17 protein-coding genes are annotated in these 20,590 nt (G+C 64.1%); 10 read left to right on the top strand and 7 right to left on the bottom strand.

Annotated elements, in window-relative coordinates; all coding sequences use genetic code 11:
- Window positions 1-5: 5 nt before the first annotated feature.
- Both RLO07_RS13350 and RLO07_RS13345 read left to right on the top strand, forming a co-directional pair.
- Entirely contained in the window at window positions 6-680 is a 675-nt protein-coding gene (locus RLO07_RS13350; RefSeq protein ID WP_462292625.1) for a TetR/AcrR family transcriptional regulator, read from the top strand.
- Between the two features lie 115 nt (window positions 681-795).
- On the top strand, window positions 796-2,526 hold the full coding sequence (locus RLO07_RS13345; protein ID WP_462292624.1) for an N-acyl-D-amino-acid deacylase family protein: 1,731 nt from the start codon (window positions 796-798) through the stop codon (window positions 2,524-2,526).
- A gap of 22 nt (window positions 2,527-2,548) precedes the next feature.
- Here the strand turns inward: RLO07_RS13345 and RLO07_RS13340 are convergent, their stop codons facing one another.
- On the bottom strand, window positions 2,549-3,796 hold the full coding sequence (locus tag RLO07_RS13340; protein WP_462292623.1) for a hypothetical protein: 1,248 nt from the start codon (window positions 3,794-3,796) through the stop codon (window positions 2,549-2,551).
- A gap of 224 nt (window positions 3,797-4,020) precedes the next feature.
- Here RLO07_RS13340 and serB point away from each other — a divergent pair, with 224 nt between their 5' ends.
- Entirely contained in the window at window positions 4,021-5,250 is a 1,230-nt protein-coding gene (gene serB, locus RLO07_RS13335; RefSeq protein WP_462292622.1) for a phosphoserine phosphatase SerB, read from the top strand.
- A 7-nt stretch (window positions 5,251-5,257) separates the two neighbouring features.
- Here the strand turns inward: serB and RLO07_RS13330 are convergent, their stop codons facing one another.
- A complete protein-coding gene (locus tag RLO07_RS13330) occupies window positions 5,258-7,102 on the bottom strand; it encodes a GTPase (RefSeq protein WP_462292621.1) in 1,845 nt (614 codons plus the stop codon).
- 150 nt (window positions 7,103-7,252) lie between these two features.
- Here RLO07_RS13330 and efp point away from each other — a divergent pair, with 150 nt between their 5' ends.
- Window positions 7,253-7,822 carry an elongation factor P gene (gene efp / locus RLO07_RS13325; protein WP_462292620.1) on the top strand — a complete coding sequence of 190 codons (570 nt, stop codon included), beginning with the start codon at window positions 7,253-7,255 and terminating at the stop codon, window positions 7,820-7,822.
- Window positions 7,823-7,843: 21 nt separating this feature from the next.
- On the top strand, window positions 7,844-8,803 hold the full coding sequence (gene epmA, locus RLO07_RS13320; RefSeq protein ID WP_462292619.1) for an EF-P lysine aminoacylase EpmA: 960 nt from the start codon (window positions 7,844-7,846) through the stop codon (window positions 8,801-8,803).
- Between the two features lie 3 nt (window positions 8,804-8,806).
- Here the strand turns inward: epmA and RLO07_RS13315 are convergent, their stop codons facing one another.
- Window positions 8,807-9,253 (bottom strand): acyl-CoA thioesterase, encoded by a 447-nt coding sequence (locus RLO07_RS13315; protein WP_462292618.1) that lies wholly within the window; start codon window positions 9,251-9,253, stop codon window positions 8,807-8,809.
- Window positions 9,250-10,719, bottom strand: a complete 1,470-nt coding sequence (nhaC, locus tag RLO07_RS13310; RefSeq protein ID WP_462292617.1) for a Na+/H+ antiporter NhaC — start codon at window positions 10,717-10,719, stop codon at window positions 9,250-9,252. Before nhaC ends, RLO07_RS13315 begins: the two co-directional genes overlap by 4 nt.
- A 115-nt stretch (window positions 10,720-10,834) precedes the next feature.
- Between nhaC and RLO07_RS13305 the strand changes: the two genes are divergently transcribed.
- Genes RLO07_RS13305 through RLO07_RS13295 form a run of 3 tightly spaced genes read left to right on the top strand, consistent with a single transcriptional unit; the run spans window position 10,835 to window position 15,737 of the window.
- The gene (locus tag RLO07_RS13305; protein ID WP_462292616.1) at window positions 10,835-11,743 is read left to right on the top strand and encodes a DMT family transporter; all 909 of its coding nucleotides are present in this window, start codon (window positions 10,835-10,837) and stop codon (window positions 11,741-11,743) included.
- Window positions 11,744-13,426: a VRR-NUC domain-containing protein gene (locus RLO07_RS13300; RefSeq protein ID WP_462292615.1), complete on the top strand. Its 1,683-nt coding sequence runs from the start codon at window positions 11,744-11,746 to the stop codon at window positions 13,424-13,426.
- Entirely contained in the window at window positions 13,419-15,737 is a 2,319-nt protein-coding gene (locus RLO07_RS13295; protein ID WP_462292614.1) for an ATP-dependent DNA helicase, read from the top strand. Before RLO07_RS13300 ends, RLO07_RS13295 begins: the two co-directional genes overlap by 8 nt.
- Here RLO07_RS13295 and RLO07_RS13290 read toward each other — a convergent pair.
- From RLO07_RS13290 to RLO07_RS13280, 3 genes are read right to left on the bottom strand one after another with little or no spacing between them, the layout of a single operon-like run.
- Complete coding sequence (locus RLO07_RS13290; RefSeq protein WP_462292613.1) at window positions 15,713-16,981, bottom strand: class I SAM-dependent methyltransferase; 1,269 nt, start codon at window positions 16,979-16,981, stop codon at window positions 15,713-15,715. The two genes, RLO07_RS13295 and RLO07_RS13290, sit on opposite strands and share 25 nt — an antisense overlap.
- Window positions 16,982-16,997: 16 nt before the next feature.
- On the bottom strand, window positions 16,998-17,738 hold the full coding sequence (locus tag RLO07_RS13285) for a DUF1365 domain-containing protein (protein ID WP_462292612.1): 741 nt from the start codon (window positions 17,736-17,738) through the stop codon (window positions 16,998-17,000).
- Window positions 17,735-18,994 (bottom strand): NAD(P)/FAD-dependent oxidoreductase, encoded by a 1,260-nt coding sequence (locus tag RLO07_RS13280; protein WP_462292611.1) that lies wholly within the window; start codon window positions 18,992-18,994, stop codon window positions 17,735-17,737. Before RLO07_RS13280 ends, RLO07_RS13285 begins: the two co-directional genes overlap by 4 nt.
- Window positions 18,995-19,196: 202 nt before the next feature.
- Between RLO07_RS13280 and RLO07_RS13275 the strand changes: the two genes are divergently transcribed.
- Together RLO07_RS13275 and RLO07_RS13270 are read left to right on the top strand one after the other, a co-directional pair.
- Window positions 19,197-19,796 (top strand): sigma-70 family RNA polymerase sigma factor, encoded by a 600-nt coding sequence (locus RLO07_RS13275; protein WP_462292610.1) that lies wholly within the window; start codon window positions 19,197-19,199, stop codon window positions 19,794-19,796.
- A 13-nt stretch (window positions 19,797-19,809) separates the two neighbouring features.
- Window positions 19,810-20,466 (top strand): ChrR family anti-sigma-E factor, encoded by a 657-nt coding sequence (locus RLO07_RS13270; RefSeq protein WP_462292609.1) that lies wholly within the window; start codon window positions 19,810-19,812, stop codon window positions 20,464-20,466.
- Window positions 20,467-20,590: the final 124 nt, after the last annotated feature.

Raw genomic sequence — 20,590 nt, 5'->3', positions numbered from 1 at the left:
GTTTTGTGTCCAGCCACAAACCCGTGCCACCGCCTCGCCGCAGCCGCGGCCGGCCGCCGAAAATCACCCGCGAAGGCGTGATCGAGGCGACCATGTCACTACTGGAGGACCGGGCGCCCGAGGAAATCAGCATGGCCGAGGTGGCCGGCCAGCTGAGTATCCCGGTGATGTCCCTGTACAACCATTTCCCCAATACCAGTGTCCTGTTGCAGGCGGTCGCAGATCATTCCTTCAGCCAGTTCCGGACGCCGCGCACCGCCGTGGACGCGCCCTGGCAGACGGTGCTGCGGGACTGGCTGCGGGCGCTGGCCCGGCACTGTGACCGGCACCCGGTGGCGCTGCGAATCATGTCCATAGAGGGTCGCGCAACCCCCGCCTGGCGGCGCATTCTCTCCCCGCTGCTGGAGGTACTGCGGGATACGGGTGCCAACGAACAACACGCTGCTTTGCTGCTGGCCTGGATCACCAGCCAGGCCCTGGGCCTGATCTATATCGAAGAGTTTGCTGATCCCGCCCGGCGCCTGGCGCCGCTGACTACCGCAGCTCTGGCGGAAGATGCCCCTTACCTGGCCACACTCAACCAGCGCCTGCCTGAGGTGCAGCGGCAGCAAGTGCTGGAATTGGGCTTTCAGGCCATGGTCGACGGGCTCGAAGCGCACCTGCAGCGGCTCGCCAAATAATTATGGAAATACTTATTAAAAATACCTACACTGGTTGTAGTGGGATGGCACCAAGCTGAGTCCTGTGCGGTCGCCATCCCTTGTCACTACATGATAATTAACGAGGCAGCGACCGATGAACAAGACCATAATTCGCAACGGCACGGTAGTCGACGGCACCGGCGCCCCGGCATTTGCCGCGGATGTGCGCATCCGCGACGGCGTGATTACGGCGGTCGCGCCCGGTCTGCAGCCGGAGCCGGGCGAGGAGGTGGTGGACGCCAGCGGTTGTTGTGTCGCGCCCGGGTTTATCGAGAGCCACACCCACTTCGACGGCGCCATGTGGTGGGACCGGGAGCTGGATCCCCTGCCCGGCTACGGCGTGAGCACCGTGGTAATGGGTAACTGCGGCTTCTCTGTCGCCCCGGTCTCTGACGACGAGGCGGCGCGCCGCGAGGTGGTGGGCATTTTTTCCTTCTTCGAGGATATTCCCGAGCAGCCATTCCTCAGGGAGCTGCCCTGGGACTGGCGCAGCTGGCCCGAGTACAAGGATTCCATGATTCGCAACGTGAAGCTGCCCGCAAACTACGCAGCTTTCTGCGGCCACATTGCCCTGCGGCTGGCGGCGATGGGCATGGAAGCCTGGGACCGCGCGGCGACCCCCGCGGAAGTGAAGAAGATGTGTACCCTGCTGGATGAGGCACTGGCTGCGGGCGCCCTAGGCATGTCCTCCAACCTGTTCGATCACGATGGCCGGGATCGTCCGGTCCCCTCGCTGCAGGCGGATGACGCCGAACTGGGTGCGTTGATGGAAGTGATCAGCCGTCATCCGGGCGCCAGCCTGCAGGTGATAGTGGATACCTTCCGCAACATGACCGCGCCGGAGACCATGCGCCGCATCGGCCGTCTGGCCGAGGGCATGCCCATTCGCGTGCAGTGGGCCGGCCTGCCGACGCTGGTGTTCCAGCGCGACATGATGGGCATCCAGGCGCCGCTGGTGGAGATTCACGAGCAGTTCAAGCGCGAGGGCCGCGATTTCTGGACCGGATATGCCCACATTGCGGTCACCTCGACCCTGAGTGTGCAGAGTTCGCTGATTTTCGCCCAGTCCAATGACTATGTCTGGCACGAGGTGGTGACCGCCGAGGGCGACGACGCCAAGGCCGCCCTGTTGCGCGATCCCGACTGGCGCCAGCGCGCGCGCGAATCCTGGGATACCAAGACCTTTGAGTTCTCCCCCTTCCCCAAGGGGCGGGCTGAACATCTGCTGCTGATGAACTCTGACAACGGTGCCGGCCCCACCCACCTGACCCTGGGCGAGTACCAGCAGCAGATCGGAGCGGTGCATCCTTCGGACGCCATGGCGGAATGGTTGTTGGCCAATGGCCTGCAGTCCACCGTGACCATGCCGCCCTTCGAGCGCGACCGGGAGATGGTGCTCAAGTTGATGCGGGACCCTTACTCCGTGGGCAATATCAGCGATGCCGGCGCCCATGGCCAGATGCTGTGTGGTGGCGGCGAGAATATCAAGCTGTTCACTGATTTCGTTCGCTCTGGCGATTTGTCCGTCGAAGAGGCGGTGTACATCCAGACCGGCAAGCTGGCCGATCACTTCGGTTTCCGCGACCGGGGCACCCTGGCGACTGGCAAGCGCGCGGATATCACCGTGTTCAACCTCGACGAGGTGCAGGAGCGGGACATGAATCGGGTCTACGATGTCCCCGACGGCAAGGATGGCTTTACCTGGCGCTGGAGCCGGGATCCGGCGCCGATGCGCATGACCATGGTGAACGGGGAGGTGACCTTCGATGGCCAGCAGGGCACCGGTGCCTGCCCGGGCACCATGCTGTCGCCCGCGGCGGCCTGACACTGCATCGGGAATGGCGCTGCTACAGTGGCGTCCCCAGGCGCTTGAGTGTCAGGCGCAGCTGCCGTTCAAGCAGGTCGTCCCAGGGATTGAGAAACTCCTCGAGGATGCAGTAGTCGCCCAGTTCACTGGGGCGCTGCTCGAGGCGGCTGCTGACATCGATATCCTCGCACACAGCGGGTGAAAGCATCACCTGCGGCGGCTTGCTGGCGCACAGGGTTTGCAGCTCATCCAGCGTAGACTGGATATACAGCCCCGGATAGATGTCGGTCTCATCGCCGCGGCCCAGCTCGCTCTGGGCCACCGCCATGGCGATGTTCAGCGACAGGGTCATCTCTTTTTCCAGCTCCTTGCTGATGGCACGGACCAGCCAGGCGCAGGATGCCGCGCGAAAGGCGGCACTGCCGCCACTGGTGTTGCCGCTGAAGAAGACTCCCAGCCCGAACTGGCGTACCACCTGTAAATGGCCGCCGTAAAAGCCGGCGGCGGCATAGACGATCTGGTGCAGGCGGTCGGTATAGCGGTGCAGGGAGCGCTCGTCGAGTGTGTCGATATACCCGGTGAGGCTGATCAGGTGCAGGTACAGCACCGCGGTGTCACGGTAATTCTCCTCCTTCGGGCCGGTGCCGGTACGGGCGCGCAGCAAGTCCATGGGTAATGCATCAATGTGATACTGCAATTGCATCAGTTCATTGGCTGGCAGGCTGGTGGCACGGTTGTCATCGAGGGCAATTGCCCTGGCCTGCCGCTGCAGCCGGCTGGCCAGCAGCCGCTGGCCCAGTTGCCGGGTGGCGCCGTAGACGGCCAGGCTCAGCAGTATGGCGAGCCCCAGCAGGCTGAGCAGGAATCGCGTACGTGCGGTCTCGACCAGATCCGTGCCGATAGTGATCACCACTTCCCCGGCCAGATCACTCTCGATCAGAACGGGGGCTCGGTATTCGCGCTGGTAATCACCCTCGACGGTACCGGCCTGGCCCAGAGCCCTGCCCTCGACGTCGAAGATGGCCACCTTGCCGGCGGAGGAGGACTCCACGAAGCGGTGCAGGGAGGCAGCCACGTTGAGCAAATCCCCGGTTTCCAGGGCGACACTGATGCGCCGGGCAATCTGCTGTGCCAGGGCATTGCCGAAGCTCGCCTGCTGGACTTCCTGCATGTGCCGGCTGGAGGTGGCCGCGAGGCCGACCAGCGCCAGCGAGATGAGGAGGCAGACCAGGGCGGTAATGAGTGCCAGTTGCTGGCTCAGACTGGAGTCGCGGAATCTATTGCTCACGCCGGTGCGCTTCCCTGTAATCAAAGCGCCCGAGTATAAACCATGGCCGATGCCGCTGCGCGACCTGTGAGCGCACCGCCCGGCCGCGGCTGCGCGCCCCGACCTGTCCGGCCGAAGCTGCGCGCCCCGACCTATCCGGCCGAAGCTGCGCGCCCCGACTGTTTCACAGCGGCGGGAGGGGGGGTAGAATACGCCGCTTTGCCGCCTGCTGGACACTGCATTTCGTGAACGACATCGTCCTGATTACTCTCTCCGGTGAGGATCGCCCGGGAATTACCGCCGGCGTCACCGGGCTGCTGGCGGAGCGCGCGGTGAACGTGCTCGATATTGGCCAGGCGGTTATTCACGCGACGCTCTCCATGGGGCTGTTACTGGAAATACCCGCGGATGCCGATCGGGGTAGCCTGGAACAGGCTCTGCAGGGGTTTGCCAGTGACCAGCGTCTGCAGTTGCGCTGGGAGGCAATCAGCAAGGAGAGCTATGGTGACTGGGTATCCGCCCAGGGTCGGGCTCGCTATATCACTACCTTGCTGGCACGCAAGATCACCGCCGACCAGCTGGCCCGGGTCAGCGCGGTGTTCTCGCGCCACGGCCTGGGGATCGATGGCATATCGCGCCTGTCGGGCCGCATTCCGCTGGGTGAGCTGCCACCCCTGAGCAAGGCCTGTGTCGAGTTTTCCCTGCGCGGCCCGCTGTCCGACGTTGCCGCCTTCCGCAAGGAACTGCTGGAGGTGGCCAGTGCCCTGGAAGTGGATCTCGCTTTCCAGGAAGACAATATGTACCGCCGCAACCGGCGCCTGGTGGCCTTCGACATGGACTCCACGCTGATTGAGGCGGAGGTCATCGACGAACTCGCAGAGTTGGCGGGAGTGGGTGATGAAGTCCGCGCGATAACTGCGCGCGCCATGCGCGGCGAGCTGGATTTTGGCGCGAGCTTCCGCCAGCGTGTGGCGCTATTGCGGGGGCTGCCTGAATCCGCCCTGGAGGATGTGGCGGCAAACCTGCGTATTACCGAGGGCGCGAGACATCTGATCTCCACCCTGCGCGCGCTCGGCTACAAGACTGCCATTCTCTCCGGGGGCTTCACCTATTTCGCCGAGCGACTGCAGCGGGAGCTGGGCATCGACTACGTACATGCGAATGTGCTCGACATCGCCCATGGCGCCGTAACCGGAGAGGTCAGCGGGGTGATTGTGGATGGCGAGCGCAAGGCCGCCCTGCTGCGTCAGCTCGCGAGCCGCGAGGGGATCGATCTACAGCAGGTGATTGCGGTGGGTGATGGTGCCAATGACCTGCCCATGCTCAGTATTGCGGGACTCGGTATCGCCTTTCGTGCCAAGCCATTGGTGCAGCAATCGGCAGAGCAATCCATTTCCACGCTGGGGCTGGACGCCATTCTCTATCTGCTAGGGATATCCGACCGTTACCAGCCCGGCGGCGATCGCCTGGTGTAGTGGCCCACTAGATATCGGACCACAGCGAGCGGAACGGGGAGCCCGGCAATTCGCGCTCCTCCCGGGGTTTGTCCGGCGCCAGGTTGCCAGTCTCGCGGAACTCAAACTGGCTGTAGGTGCCGGTGGCGGCCACTTGCCGCTGCAGCCGGATTTTCTTGTTTTCACCCTGTCTGACCAGAGTGATTCTCTGGCCTTCACGGAAGCCACTGCGCGGGGTAATCAACGTTGGCGGCTGGGCTACCAGCTTGATCCCCGGCAGCAGCAGAACCCGGATCGGTTCTGACAGGCCCCCCTGCGGATTGCGGATGCGCGCTCCCCAGGCAGTCGCCTGCGGACTCAGCAGTTCTATGCCGAGGATGCTGCTCCTGCCTTCCAGCTGACTGAGCCAGCGAATGGAGGCAATGACCCAGGCCTCGCCCTGCTCTTCGCGGACACAGATAATGTCCCCGCTGCGGATGACATCCGGTTGGTCATGCTCCCATTCCAGGCAGTAGCCACCGGGGCTGGCGTTGATTGCCTTCGCCGGATACTCGCGGTACAGCTCTTCCTCCTCCCGCTGTGACGACGGCAGGGTTTCATGATCTTCGAGCAACACCGCCCGCGTGTCCTCGTCAACGTCCACCTGGTGCGGATCACTGCTGTCGTCCGGGGTCGGCTGTTCTTCCCCGCTGTGGATGTCATCCGCGTTCGCCTCCAGCCAGGGGTCGCGCCGCTTGCGTTCAATCAGGAACGGGTTGGTCACCACCCGCTCACTTGCTGGCGGTTGGTAACCCTTGCCGTGCAGCACCTCGGCAAAGGTCTGGCCCCCGGCGACAAAGTAGTGGGTACTGTTCAGTCCCAGTGCCACATGCAGGCGTTGCTCCTGGCTATGGCGACTGAAGTTGCGCGTGCTGACGGAAGACAGGGATGCAATCATGTGTTGCAGGATGTTGTGGTGCAGGCGTACATCATTCGCAAACACGATATCCTGGTGACTGCTGCCTTCATCTGACCCGGACAGCTCATGCAGGTGTGCGACCAGCGGCCCGGTATCGATCATGCGCAGGTCCGGGTTGGCCGTGACTCTGATGCTGTGGGCATACGCGGGCGGCTGGTCGCCGCTCAGATCCACGGCAAACAGGCCTGCGCCTTCGGTGGATACCGCTGCCAGCCCGCTCCATTGTCGCAGACCCTGGAAAATGGCGGCGAGATCGCTCTGGCGCAGCTGGTTGGGTTTGCAACAGGACAGCAGCAGCGGCTGCAGCCAGGTTGCGGTAATGGTGGTGGGTTCCGCCGTGACCCCGTCGATACGCAGCTGCGTCAGCTGCTGTCGCTCCGCAAGGGCATAGAGCTGATGGAGAGTCTTCCAGGCGCGATTTTCGCTCGGTTGGAATAGCTGCAAGCGCTGGAAAATCTTTTGACCGGCAAAGTGGATCGCCCGCTGCAGCGACTCGCACACCAGGCGTGCCGGGTTGATGTTGCGGATACTTTCGCGGTCGCGAATGGCGTGAACGGCAATCAGGGTGTAGGCAGTGCTGGCAAGTCCGGATAGCTGGTCCGCCAGTTCGGCCATCTGTTGCGGCTCGGGGGGCAGTACCAGCGGTTGATTGATGAAGCGCCGGGAAAGGCTGGCTGTCGCCACCATCAGGTTGGGGCGCATCGCTTCCATAATGGCATGGCGCTGCTCCGCGGGCAGCGTTACCCGGTTGAGCTCGCCGATGGCCAGGCGCAGCTGCTGCGCGACCTCGCGCGTGTTGGTCACAGGCAGGGCGCTGGTCCAGGCCTGTGCACCCTCAAGGGTGGGAGTAAACAGGCTGTGAGTGTCGAGATCCTGGCGCGGAATCCTGAGCTTGACGGGTGCCTTGTCAGTCATGACCCAGATCTCCCTGTGCAATATTTCTGCTGTTGCCTGTTTGCTACAAGAGTAGCCTATCCGGGGCGCCAATCGCTACCGGAATATCGCCGGCGCGCCCACTGTGCGGTATCATGGGCGTCCACTCTTCTACCCGGTGTATAACCTGTCATGGCGAATTTTTCCACCAATGAGTTCAAGCCCGGCCTCAAGGTCATGTTTGAAGGCGATCCCTGCAGCATTCTCGAGAACGAGTTTGTAAAGCCGGGCAAGGGCCAGGCCTTTAACCGCGTGCGCCTGCGCAACCTGCGGAGCGGGCGGGTCTGGGAGCGCACCTTCAAGTCCGGGGAAAGCCTGGAGGGCGCTGACGTGGTCGACCGCACCATGCAGTACCTCTACAACGACGGCGAGTTCTGGTATTTCATGGAGCCGGACACTTTCGAACAGCATCAGGCCGATGCCAAGGCGGTCGGGGATGCCTATCTCTGGTTGAAGGACCAGGACAACTGCGAGGTTACCCTCTACAACGGCAGCCCGCTGGCGGTAGCCCCCGCCAACTTTGTCGAGCTGGAAATTGTTGAAACCGATCCGGGCCTCAAGGGTGATACCGCCCAGGGCGGCACCAAGCCCGCCAAGCTGAGTACCGGTGCGGTGGTCAAGGTACCCCTGTTCGTGACCACCGGTGAGGTCGTTCGGGTCGATACCCGTACCGGTGAATACCAGAACCGGGTCAGCAAGTAGGCTCCCTGGCCCGGCGGCGTCGTGACTGACTGGCGCCCGGGTGCCGGGCAGGACGCTCTGCAGGCACGGGCGGCACTGCTGGCCGCCATCCGCGCATTTTTTGCCGGACGCGGTGTACTGGAAGTGGAAACGCCGCTGCTCTGCTCGCGCGGCATAACCGACCCGGCGATCGAGCCGCTGCTGGTGAGTGGCGGCCTGTCGGTCGGTGCCGGCACCCGCTATCTGCAAACCTCCCCGGAATACGCCATGAAGCGCCTGCTGGCGTCGGGCAGCGGCTCCATCTACCAGATCTGCAAGGCCTTTCGCGACGGCGAGGCCGGCAGCCGGCACAACCCCGAGTTTACCCTGCTGGAGTGGTACCGGCCGGGCATGGACCAGCACCAGTTGATGGCGGAAGTTGCCGCCCTGGTCTGCACCTGCCTGGGAGAGCGGCCGTGGCAGGCGCTGAGCTACCGGGACCTGTTCCGGGAAAGTATCGGCGTCGACCCTTTTGCCGACTCCCTGGCAAGCCTGCAGCAACGGGTGCATGAGACGGTCGACGTCGGCGCCTTGAATGGCGACCGCGACCTCTGGCTGGACCTGCTGCTGACCCATGCCGTGGAACCCTGGCTGGCGCGGCAGGGCCTCTGTTTCGTCTACGATTATCCGCCCAGCCAGGCCGCCCTGGCCCGCCTGGTGGAGCGTGACGGCCATGCAGTGGGCGAACGTTTCGAGCTCTATGTCGACGGCATCGAGCTGGCCAATGGCTACCATGAACTCGGTGACGCCGCGGAGCAGCGGGCGCGCTTTGAGGATGACAACCGCCGTCGCGAGGCCCGGGGCCTGCTGCAACGACCACTGGACGAGGCCCTGCTGGCGGCACTGGCGGCCGGCCTGCCGGATTGCAGCGGGGTCGCCCTGGGGGTGGACCGGCTATTGCTGCTGGCGACCGGGGAGACCGATATCCGGCACCTGCTGGCCTTCTCCTGGGAACGCAGCTGAGTTTTAGTCGAACACCGCTGGTCCGTAGCCGGCGATGAACTCGGGTGGCATCCGCCGCGGCCGCCCGCTGCTGATTTCGATACAGACGAAGCGCATCATGCCACGCAACAGCGTGACGCCGTCCGCGGGGCGCAGGATCTGGAACTGGCGTTCCATGGTGAGCTTGCGGTCCCAGCGGGTAATCCAGGTCCCCGCCACCAGCTCATCACCCTCCCGCGACGCCTGCAGGTAGTCATACTCGCTGTGGGTAATGGCCATCGCCCGATCGAGGCGCCGGTAGGCCTCGAGGTCCAGGCCCAGAGCAACCGAATGCGCCCAGGCCACCTGCTCGCACCATTTCACATAGACGGTGTTGTTGGTGTGTTCCAGGCCGTCGATAGCATCGGCGCCGACCCGGGTATGCAGGGTAAAGGGCTGCGGACGGTCCCAGCCTGCCGGCTCAATATTCACGCCGCTGGTCCTGCGCTGGCGCCGGTTTCCAGCGGCTTCTGGGCAAAATGGAAGAGGGCATAGAGTACCGCCAGCAGCGGACAGATCAGGTTGAAGAAAGCGAATGGTGCGTAGGCAAAAGTCGCCACACCGAGGGTCGCGGACATGTAGGCGCCGCAGGTGTTCCAGGGTATCAGCGCCGAGGTGAGCGTGGCGGAGTCCTCCAGGGTGCGAGACAGATTCAGTCTTGAGAGGCCGCGGCGGGGGTACTCATCCTTGAACATCCGCCCCGGCAGTGCCACCGAGATAAACTGGTCCGCCGCCAGGATATTGGTGGTAAGGCAGGTGCCAACAGTGGCGCTGACCAGGCCGGCAGCGCTGTGCACCCGCCGCAGGATCATTTGCAGCAGGTGATCAAGGATGCCGGTGCGCTCCAGTACGCCGCCAAAACCGAGGGCGCAGATGATCAGCCAGACCGTGTTCAGCATGCTGCTCATGCCGCCCTTGCTCAGCAGTTCATCCAGGAAGACGTTGCCGCTGTTGGAAACATAGCCGTCAAACAGGCTGATCCAGATCCCCTTGAGCAGCAGCAGGGGCTGCACCAGGCCGGGATCGTTTTCGGCCAGCTGGCGCACTGCCTCGGGCTGGAACAGGATCGCAAACACGGCACCGACCAGCGCGCTGACGACAATGGACGGGAACGCGGGAAAGCGGCGGTAAATCAGGGCCAGCATCAGCAGCAGCGGCAGCAGCAGGTGCAAGCCGATGTTGAATTCCTCGGTCAGGCCTTGCTGCAGGCGCGCTATCTCCTCCGGCGTCGCCGCCGCACCGCCACCGATCAGCAGGAAAATCAGGATCGCCAGGGTGAAGCCGGGCACGGTGGTCCAGAGCATGTGCCGGATGTGATCGAACAGGTCGACGCCGGTAGCGGCGGCGGCGAGGTTGGTGGTGTCCGACATGGGCGACAGCTTGTCGCCAAAATAGGCGCCGGAGATAATGGCGCCGGCGGTGATGGCGGGAGACAGGGCGAAACTGCCGGCGATGCCCATCAGGCCTATGCCGAGAGTCCCGGCGACGGTCCAGGAACTGCCGATGCTGACCGCAACAACGGCACAAATGGCTGCACTCGCTGCGTAGAATACCGCTGGATTGAGTATCTGCACGCCGTAGTAGATCATGGCGGGTACGGTGCCGGAGAGAATCCAGGTGCCGATAAGCATGCCTACCGCGAGCAGGATCAGGGTCGGGGCCAGGCCCGTGGCGATGCCCTGGACAATACCCTCCTGGGCGGTGTGCCAGGACAGGCCGATCCGTTTCCCCACCAGGGCCGCCACGCAGCTGGCCAGGATCAGGGCAATCTGGTTGGCGCCGTAGGAGGAGTCCGAGCCGAACAGGTAGACCGATGTTCCCAGCAGCAGGGTGAGGAAGACGACAGGCGCCAGCGCCAGAGTGGTAGTCAGGGGCTGGGAGGGCGACTCGGCACTCAAGTGTGGATGCTCTCTAGTGTTGTGCGGCGGGCCGCGGAATGGTCGGGTTCAGGGCCGCAGGATGCCTTAAAATACCCGGCGGGTACAGTTGCCGGCCTTTCGCGACGGAGATCGTGTGCATGATCCGAGTACTGTGAGCAACGACCGCAAGGCACTGCTGCTGGGCCTCGCCGCGGTATTGCTGTGGTCCACCGCCGCCACCGCTTTCAAGCTGGCGCTGCGGGAGCTGGATGTGTTCCAGCTGGTGGCCTGGTCGGTGACGGCGTCTGCCGCGGCCCTGCTGACGATCGTATGCTGGCAGGGCCGGCAGGGGCTGTTGTGGTCCTCCCTGCGCGCGCGTCCCGGCTTTTTCCTGCTGCTGGGCGCCATCAATCCGCTGCTGTACTACCTGGTACTGCTGCACGCCTATGACCTGCTGCCCGCGCAACAGGCGCAGACCATCAACTATACCTGGGCCATTACCCTGGCGCTGCTGGCGGTGCCGCTGCTGGGCCAGCGTCTCGGCGGGCGGGATCTGCTCGCGGCGGCCCTCGGCTACAGTGGCGTGGTGATCATCGCCACTGAAGGGCAGCCCCTGGCGATGAACTTTACCAGTCTGCCGGGGGTGGCCCTGGCTCTGGGCAGCACCCTGGTCTGGGCCCTCTACTGGATACTCAATACCCGCAACAAGGGTGATCCCGTGGTCAGCCTGTGCCTCAATTTCCTGCTCGCGGTGCCGGCAGCCTGGTTGGTCTGTTTCATGCTTTCCACCGCTGCCACGGGTGGCTGGCGCGGTTTGACCGCGGCGCTGTACGTGGGCCTGTTCGAGATGGGCATCACCTTCGCCCTGTGGTCCGGCGCCCTGCGTCTGGCCAGTTCCGTGGCCAGGATCGGCAACCTGATCTTTCTCTCACCCCTGTTTTCGCTGGTGTTGATTGCGACGGTGCTGGGGGAAACGATACACCCGGCCACCCTGGTGGGGCTGGCGCTGATCATTCCCGGGGTGCTGCTGCAGCAGGCGGGCTCCCCGGCGCGGGAGGCCTGAGTGGAACTGGCAGGACCGGGCGGGGCTGCACCTGCGGCACTCCCGCCCCGTTATTACCGGGACAACTTCCTGCAGCTGGGCAACGCTGTGGAAGCGCTGTACGACGATCTGCTGCATCCCGCCGAGCGCGCGTTGCTGGCGCGCTGGCGCGATCTTCCCGAATCCGCCCAGTGCCTGTACGTGCGACTGGTTTCCCGGGTCGGCCCCTGGTTCCGCAGCGGCAAGCTTGCCTATGCGGAAATAAGTGATATTGCCGCCGCCCTGGCGGACCTGTCCGCAGCAGAGCTGTTGGCCACGGCTGGGGACATCGGGCTGGAAGAGCTGGCCCGGCTGTTTACCGTGGCGGAATGGCGTCGGGCTTTCGTCGCGGAGCTGCCCTCGCCGCAGCCCCGGACCAAGCGGGACCTGCTCGCCGCGATCGCCGGGCTGCAGTGGCCCGATGCCGACCTGCTCGACCGGCTGCTGGAGGTCACGGGCGATCAGCTGGTGGCTCCTCTCGGCACGGATACGGTGGAGCTGCTGCAGCTGCTTTTCTTTGGCAACCGGGGCCAGGGCCTGACGGATTTTGTACTCAGCGACCTGGGCATTGCCCGTTACTACCCGTATCCGCTGGACCGCCGGCAGCGCCTGTTCAGCTGTCGCGAAGCGGTGGATGAATACCGTTTTTGGGGGGAACTGGCGGACGCCCATTGGCTCCTGCAGGATGCGGGAGATACGGACGGCCTGGCCGCCCTGGCCGGGCTGCTGCTGGATACTCCTCCGCGCTTCGCCACCAGCGAGCGACGCTACTGGAAGCTCTGTAACCGGCTGGCACGCAATCTGGAGCGGAGCGGTGAGCTGGCGCTGGCGGCGCAGTTGTACGCGCGCAGCCAATTGCACCCGGCGCGGGAACGGCATGTGCGGGTGCTGGAGAACAGTGGCCACTGCGAACAGGCGCTGCAGCAGTGCCGGCTGCTGCTGGACCAGCCCTGGTGTGAGGAAGAGTTCGAGGCAGCACAGCGCATACTGCCCAGGCTGCTGCGGCAGTTGGATCAGTCACCGCCGGCAAGGCCCCGGGAGCCGGTGCGCACCCTGGATCTTGTCCTGCCGCGGGTGGACGGCGGGGTGGAGCTGGCGGTGGCCAGCCGCCTGGCCGCGGACTGGCATGCGGTCCATTATGTGGAAAATGCCCTGTTTAACAGCCTCTTCGGCCTGGCCTTCTGGGAGCAGATCTTTGCGCCAGTTGCCGGTGCATTCCACAATGCCTTTCAGAGTGTCCCCGCCGACATGTACCAGCAGGGTTTCTACCAGCGCCGCCAGGATCTGCTCGATGCGCGCCTGGCCGAGCTCGCCAGCGCCGAGCTCTACCCGGAGCTGCTGGCGGCGCTGCACCGGTTTCAGGGTTACCAGTGCCGCTGGGTCAACTGGCAGCTGTTGTCGGCCACCCTGCTCAAGCAGGTGCTGGCCTGTGTGCCGAGGGAGCAGCTGCTGGCGATCTGGCAGCGGATGCTGTTCGACCCGGGTGAGAACCGCCGGGGGTTTCCCGACCTGATTGCTCTGGGGGACGCCCCCGGGGCCTGGTGCCTGATTGAGGTGAAGGGCCCCGGCGACCAGTTGCAGCACGGCCAGCGGCGCTGGCTGCGCTTTTTTGACGGGCAGGGGATTCCAGCCTGCGTGGCGCGGGTGAGCTGGGCCAATGCCTGAGTACCTGCTTACAGTGCGCGAGCTGGCGCTGTTCTGCCATCGCAGCGGGGACATTGATCACCGCTTTACTCCCTCGCCTACCGGACAGGAGGGTATTGCCGGTCACCAGCGCATTTACCGGCACCGGCCAGCCACCTACCAGCGGGAATTCGCCGTGGAATTCAGCCGCCCGGGCGTACCCGCCGCCGGGTCGCCGGCCGCCGGGTCGCCGGTCCTGCGTTTGCGCGGACGGGCCGATGGTTACGACCGCGAGCAAAAGCTGGTGGAGGAGATCAAGACCTGCCGTATCAACCCGGTGCGCATTCCGGAGGCGGCAAGCCGCCTGGGCCTGGCCCAGGGGCGGCTCTACGCCGCCATGATCGCGGTACAGGAGGATTTGCCGGGGCTGACGGTACAGCTTACCTGGCTGCAGCTCGATACCGGCGAGGAGTCTGCCTTGCAGCAGGCGTACACCCGCGCCGAGCTGGATGACTTTCTCGAGGAAAGCCTGCAGCGCTATGGCGCCTGGCTGGCACTGATGGCCCGGCGCCGTGCCGCGCGTGACCTGAGCCTGCAGACATTGCCTTTCCCGCACCCGCAGTTTCGCCCCGGCCAGCGCGAACTGTCAGAACGGGTGTACAAGTGCATACACCAGGCGGGGCGCCTGCTGCTGGAGGCGCCCACCGGAATAGGCAAGACCGCGGCTGTGCTCTATCCGGCGCTGAAGGCGTTGGCTACTGACCGCCACGACAGCATCGTGTTCGCCACGACCCGGATCAGCGGCCGGCGAGCGGCGCAGCAGGCGATGGCGCGCTTTGTCGCTGCGGGCTATGCCGGCAACTCGCTCAGCCTGATGGCCAGGGAGCAGGTGTGCCTGTCCCCTGGCCGCGCCTGCCACGGTGACGACTGTCCCTATGCCCGCGGCTACTACGATCGCCTGCCGGTCGCCCTGGAAGATGCGCTGGCGACGTCGCTGCTCAACCCGGAGGCGCTGGCGGAGATCGCCCGTCGGCATGAAGTCTGTCCCTACCAGCTGGGCCTGGACCTGGCGCCCTGGGCCGACGTGATTGTGGCGGATGTGCACCATGTATTCAGCCCCACTGCCAACCTGGCGGACCGGCTCAGCGGGGACGGGCGCCGCTGGACGGTCTTGCTGGATGAGGCCCATGGCCTGCCTGACCGGGCCCGGCAGATGTACGGCGCCGAACTGGCCAAGGCCATGATCATGGCTGCCCGGCGGGAGGCTCCGGCGGAGCTGAAACGGGCGCTGGATGGGCTCAACCGGCAGCTGCTGGCGCTGCAAAAGCTGGACTGGCAGCAACCTGAGAGCCACTGGCTGGAGTCGGTGCCGCTGCCCCTCGGCCACAGCCTGCAGCAATGCACCGAGGCGGTGGCCACTGCGCTGGCACAGGATCCCTTCCTGCTGCAGTCGCGCCCGGCTTTGCGGGACAGCTATTTCGCTGTACTGCAATGCCTGCGGGTGCTGGAGCTGTGGGGCGAGGAGTTTTCCCTGCAGCTGGTACGCGGCCGCGAACCGCAGAGCCTGCGGCTGCTCCTGCACTGTCTGGACCCGGCGCGGATGCTGGCCCTGCGCCAACAGGCGCTGCATGCCCTGGTGGTATTCTCCGCGACCCTGTCGCCGCAGCAGTGGGCGCTCGATTCGCTGGGCCTGGACGCGTCCACCGTGGCCTGGCGCGCGCCGTCGCCCTTCGCCGGGGACCAGCTGCAGGTGTTGCTGGCAACGCATGTCGACACCCGCTACCAGCAGCGCCACGCGAGTCTGCCGCAGCTGGCCCAGTTGCTGCGGGAGTGGCTGTTGGCGGAGCCCGGCAATTGTCTGCTGTACTTCTCTTCCTATCAGTATCTGCAGTCCTGCCTGCAGGCCATGGAGGCCAGGGGCTGGCCGGAGGAGCGCCGTCTCTGGGTGCAGGGCCGAGCGCCCCAGGGTCGTGAGCAGCTGCTGCAATTGCTTGAGGAAGAGCGCAATGTCGCCGCCTTCTGTGTTCTTGGCGGCGCGTTCGGGGAAGGCATCGACCTGCCGGGGGACCAGCTCAGCAGCGTGGTGGTGGTCGGCGTGGGTCTGCCGCAGGTGAACAGCGCCAACGAGCGTCTGCGCGAGCTTTATCAGCGTCGCTACGGCGCCGGTTTTGCCCACGCCTACCAGTATCCGGGCCTACAGAAAGTCAGCCAGGCGATCGGCCGGGTGGTGCGCACCGAGACCGATCGCGGCAAGGCCCTGCTGATTGACAGCCGCTACGTTGACCCCGCCTGCCGTGCCCTGTTGCCGCCCTGGTGGTCCTACCGGAACTACACCGCGACCGGCAAGCGGTAGCCCGGCTTGGCAAACGCCAGCTGCACGGTACCGATAATGCGCTCGCGGAAGCCGCCCTCGCAGTAGCACAGGTAAAACTCCCACATGCGGATGAATTGGTCGTCAAAGCCCATGCGCCGCACGGCCTCGATCTCGTCCGTGAAGCGCTCGCGCCAGCAGGCCAGGGTGCGGGCGTAATCCTGGGTGATGTCACGCAGATGCACCATTTGCATGTCCGTATCCCGGGCAATGTGGTCGGCGATGATCGCCAGCGAAGGCAGGCAGCCGCCGGGAAAGATAAAACGCTTGATAAAATCCACCGTATCCCGCGCCCGGCGGTAGCGCTGGTCGCTGATGGTGATCGCCTGGATGACCATCTTGCCGTTGGGCTTCAGCAGTGCGCTGCAGCGGGCAAAATAGTTGCTGTAGAACTGGTGGCCAACCGCTTCGATCATTTCTACCGAAACCAGTTTGTCGAACTGGCCTGTGAGCTTGCGGTAGTCCTCGCAAAGCACGGTGATACGGTCCGACAAGCCCAGTTCTGCCACACGCTCGCGGGCATAGTCGTACTGTTCCCGGGAAATGGTCGTGGTGGTCACCCGACAGCCGTGGCGGGTGGCTGCGTGGATCGCCATCCCGCCCCAGCCGGTGCCGATCTCCAGCAGGTGATCATCGGGAGTCAGTTCGAGTTGGCGACAGATCTCATCCAGCTTGGCCTGTGAGGCCTGCTCCAGCGTTGCATCCGGGGAGTCGAACACGGCCGCCGAGTACATCATGCTCGGGTCCAGGAAGAGGCGGAAGAAATCGTTGCCGAGATCGTAGTGGGCGGCAATGTTCTTGCGCGATCCCTTGTGGGTGTTGCGGTTGAGGCTGTGGGCCAGCTTCAGGCCCAGGCGCACAGGCCAGGACTGCTTTGCCTCCATCGCCTCCATGGTCACCATATTGGCACTGAACAGGCGGGTCACTGCGGTGAGGTCCGGCGTGCTCCAGTCACCTTCAATATAGGCCTCGCCGGAGCCGATAGTGCCGCCAGCGAGCAATTTGCCGTAAACCGCGGGATCGTGCACATATACTTCGGCGTGGGGTTCTCCTTCCCGGTCCGGGTGGCCAACCCGGAAAACCTGGCCACCATCGTGGATGGTCATGCTCCCCACAGTGAAATTGTCCAGCATCCGCAGCAGCAGCTTGCGGGCCAGTTGGGTGTTGGACCAGCGGCTGGGGGCCCTGGTTTGCAGCCGAACCTGGCTGACACTGGTATTACTCATCTTGCACTCCAGAGGTTCATGATCCGGGGTGGGCGTGGATAGGCACACCCTTGATGAACAGGCGCAGAGCCTGCCAGTAAATGGCCAGCGCAACCTTTGCGGTCATCAGCGGGTAGCGCCAGAGAAACTGATTGAGGTTGCGGGCGGTCATGGGCAGCGCCTGCAACGACAGGCTGGCATCGAACACCTTGCCCGCCCCGGTAGTGGTGGCCAGGTAAATGGACAGCTGTTCGTCGGGGGTGTTGCTGCGCCAGTGATACTGCATGTCCATCGGGTTGAAGGGGGAGACATGCATGGACTTGGCGAAGTCCTGTTGTAGCCAGCGGCCGTCCCCGGGCCCGCTGAGGACATAGCTGTGGCTTTCGGCCCAGGGGGTGTTGGTAACCTCGGCCACAATATACTCAAGCCGGCTCTCATCCTCGCTGTAGCAGTAATAGCAGGCGATCGGATTGATGAGGTAGCCGAAGTAGCGAAGGTTGGCCAGCAGGTAGATAGGGCCGCTGTGGCTGGCACCGGTCTCCTCGCGGATGCGGCGCCGCACCTCGTCCTGCAGCGGCAGGTTCGGGTCGCCGAGGAAGTCGCTGCGGCGGAAACGGGCCGGTGCCCAGCGGGTAGCGGACCAGAACCATCGACCGTGGAACAGCTCCGGTAGCTCCTGCAGACAGATCCAGGGCATGAACACGCGATAGCTGAATGCATGTGATTGCGGCAGAAATCTCCGGTGGCGCAACCAGCCCTGGTAGAGCCGTGATTTCACACCGCTGCCTTGTTGGCCTGGCCGATGGCTTGAGCCACGCGCAGGGCGCTGACGACACCATCTTCATGAAAGCCGTTGTGCCAGTAGGCGCCGCAGTACCAGGTGTGGTGCTGGCCGTTGATCTCGTGCCAGCGAGCCTGGGCGGCGATGCCGGCGAGGGAAAATACCGGGTGGGCGTAGTTGAATGTGCCCAGGATCTTGTTGGGGTTGATGGAGCGGGTATCGTTGAGAGTGACACAGAAGGTTTCCGGCGCCTGCAGCCCCTGCAGGATGTTCATGTTGTAGGTAACCACCGCACGCTGCTCGTCCACACCGAGGCGGTAGTTCCAGCTGGACCAGGTCTTGCGATTCTGTGGCAGCAGGCGAATATCGGTATGCAGCACCACTTCATTGTTCTGGTAGGGCAGCGCACCCAGCACCGCCTTTTCCTCGGTGCTCGGGTCCGCGAGCATGGCCAGCGCCTGGTCCGAGTGGGTGGCAATGACGACCTGATCAAACCGATAACTGCGCCCGTCCTGCAACAGGAGCTCGACTCCCTGGGCATTGCGCCGCAGCTGGGCTACGGCAGCGCCGGTGTGGATGCGCTGCTCGAAGCGCTGGCACAGGGGGCGCAGATATTCCCTTGAGCCACCCTCGATGACCCGCCACTGCGGTCGCTCATTGACGGACAGCAGGCCGTGGTTGCGGAAGAAGCGCAGGAAAAACTCGAGCGGAAACTGGCTGATGCTGTCGCAATCCGCAGACCAGATGGCCGAGCCCATGGGCACCAGGTACTGGCGGGTGAAGGCCTCACTGTAGTGCTTGCGCTGGAGGTAATGACCAAGGGTCTCCCCGGCCTCCAGCTTCCCGGCTTCCAGATCGGCTACGGATTCGCGATTGAACCGCAGGATATCCCGAACCATGCCCAGAAAGCGCGGGGATACCAGGTTCCGACGCTGCGCGAACAGGGTGTCAATGCTGGTTCCCGAATACTCGAGTCCGGATTTCTCATCGCTGACGCTGAATCCCATGGAGGTGGCCCTGCTGCTTACCCCCAGCTCTTCCATCAGGGCGATGAAGTTGGGGTAGGTCCAGTCGTTGAAGACAATGAATCCGGTATCCACTGCATAGCGTCGAGTGCCCAGCTTGACGTCCACGGTCGCGGTGTGACCGCCGATCTGGCCTCCCGCCTCGAATATGGAGACCCTGTGCGTCCGGCTGAGGTAGTGGGCGGTCGCCAGGCCGGAAATGCCCGCTCCGATAACTGCTATGTCCAACTGCGGATCTCCTCCCGGGCTTGCGTCTGTGTGAGGACATCGCTGGAGTGACTGCACGCCGTTGTCCCCTGTCTCTGCTGCCCAATTTACGCCCGCCACAGGCTGCCGGATCATTTCCACTTCTTTCCATGGTGGGTTGATCCGCCGCCTGAGAGCAAGCGTATACTCACCAGACACCATTGAATAGTAGCGGAGACCGGTTGTGGAAGAACAGGACAAGGGCGCGACATCCGGCTGGCAGGGTCCCACGGGGCGGCGTACGGATGAGTGGAGCGAGTGCCTGACCCTGATCGCGGCCAACGAGGATCGCGCGGCCTTCACGCGTCTGTTTCGCCACTTTGCCCCTCTGGTCAAGGCCTTTGCACTGTCCGGGTCCAGCCTGTCGGCGACCCATGCCGACGAGCTGGTGCAGGAAGTGATGTTGAAAGTCTGGCAAAAAGCCAGGGCCTTTGATCCGGAAAAGGCCGCAGCGAGTACATGGGTGTATACGATCGCGCGCAATTGCCGGACCGACATGTTTCGGCGCTTGCAAAAGTTCGACACGCCCCTGGCCGCTGACGATTTCATCCCGGACCAGGAGCCGTCGGAGCCATTCGCCATGCTGCAGAGCCGGCGCAGCCGCGACAGGATCCACGAATTGATGGGGACCTTGCCCCCGGACCAGGCGCAAATCCTGGCCAAGGTATACATGGAAGGGAAGTCGCACGCGGAAGCGGCGGCGGAGTTGGATCTGCCCCTGGGCACCGTGAAGTCACGCGTGCGACTGGCAATCCAGAAATTGCAAATTCAGATAGACAGGTAAGAAAGACAATATTATGGCCAAGTTTCATCCAAGTGTGGACTTACTTACCGAATACACGGCTGGAATACTGCCCCTGGCGCAGTCCGCGTGTGTTTCGGCTCACCTCAATTACTGTCAGCAGTGCCAGCAGCACACGGCCCGGATGCAGGACCTCGGTGCGGTCCTGTTTGATGGCCTGAGCCCAGTGCCGGTGGGCGATGCCATGCTGGACACGGTACTGGCGCGCCTGGACGAAGAGCCGCCTCTCAGTTACCGCCGCGCCGATGACCTCTCCCTGGGGCGGATGCCAGCGGTGTTGCAGCGGCTGATGCGGGGCGATTTTACCGAGCTGGTATGGAAGAAGGTGACCTCGTCCCTGCGGATCAGTTACCTGAAGACCGGCGATCCCGGCTTCGAGTTCGCCCTCTATCACATCAAGGCGGGTGGCAGGATTCCCGAGCACAATCACCGCGGTTCGGAAATGACTCTGGTGCTGCAGGGCGGTTTCTCCGATGCTGCTGGCAGCTACCATGAGGGCGACTTCATTTACCGCGAGGCGAGCGATACCCACGCCCCCACGGCACTGCAGTCGGAAGACTGCATTTGCCTTGCGGTGCTGGATGCGCCGCTTAAATTTACCGGCTGGAAGTACCGCTGGATGAACCCCTTCCTCAGGCTCCATGCGGGTTGAAACCGAAGCCCCCTGACGGGGGCTTTTTTTCGACTTCATACCCGGTTTGCGGGATGTCGGGACCCGGTCGCGGGGGGCAATATGCCATTCTTTCGAATGATGTCTGTGACGCATGCATCCGTAT

Source organism: Haliea sp., assembly GCF_040221975.1.
Lineage (GTDB): Bacteria > Pseudomonadota > Gammaproteobacteria > Pseudomonadales > Halieaceae > Haliea.
This window is presented reverse-complemented; position numbering and strand designations above follow the sequence as displayed.

Bases quoted from the DNA above. Each gene is read 5' to 3' on its own strand.
- RLO07_RS13295 (WP_462292614.1), top strand. From the start codon at position 13,419: ATGCCTGAGTACCTGCTTACAGTGCGCGAGCTGGCGCTGTTCTGCCAT.
- RLO07_RS13330 (WP_462292621.1), bottom strand. From the start codon at position 7,102: ATGACTGACAAGGCACCCGTCAAGCTCAGGATTCCGCGCCAGGATCTC.
- RLO07_RS13345 (WP_462292624.1), top strand. From the start codon at position 796: ATGAACAAGACCATAATTCGCAACGGCACGGTAGTCGACGGCACCGGC.
- efp (WP_462292620.1), top strand. From the start codon at position 7,253: ATGGCGAATTTTTCCACCAATGAGTTCAAGCCCGGCCTCAAGGTCATG.
- RLO07_RS13270 (WP_462292609.1), top strand. From the start codon at position 19,810: ATGGCCAAGTTTCATCCAAGTGTGGACTTACTTACCGAATACACGGCT.
- RLO07_RS13290 (WP_462292613.1), bottom strand. From the start codon at position 16,981: ATGAGTAATACCAGTGTCAGCCAGGTTCGGCTGCAAACCAGGGCCCCC.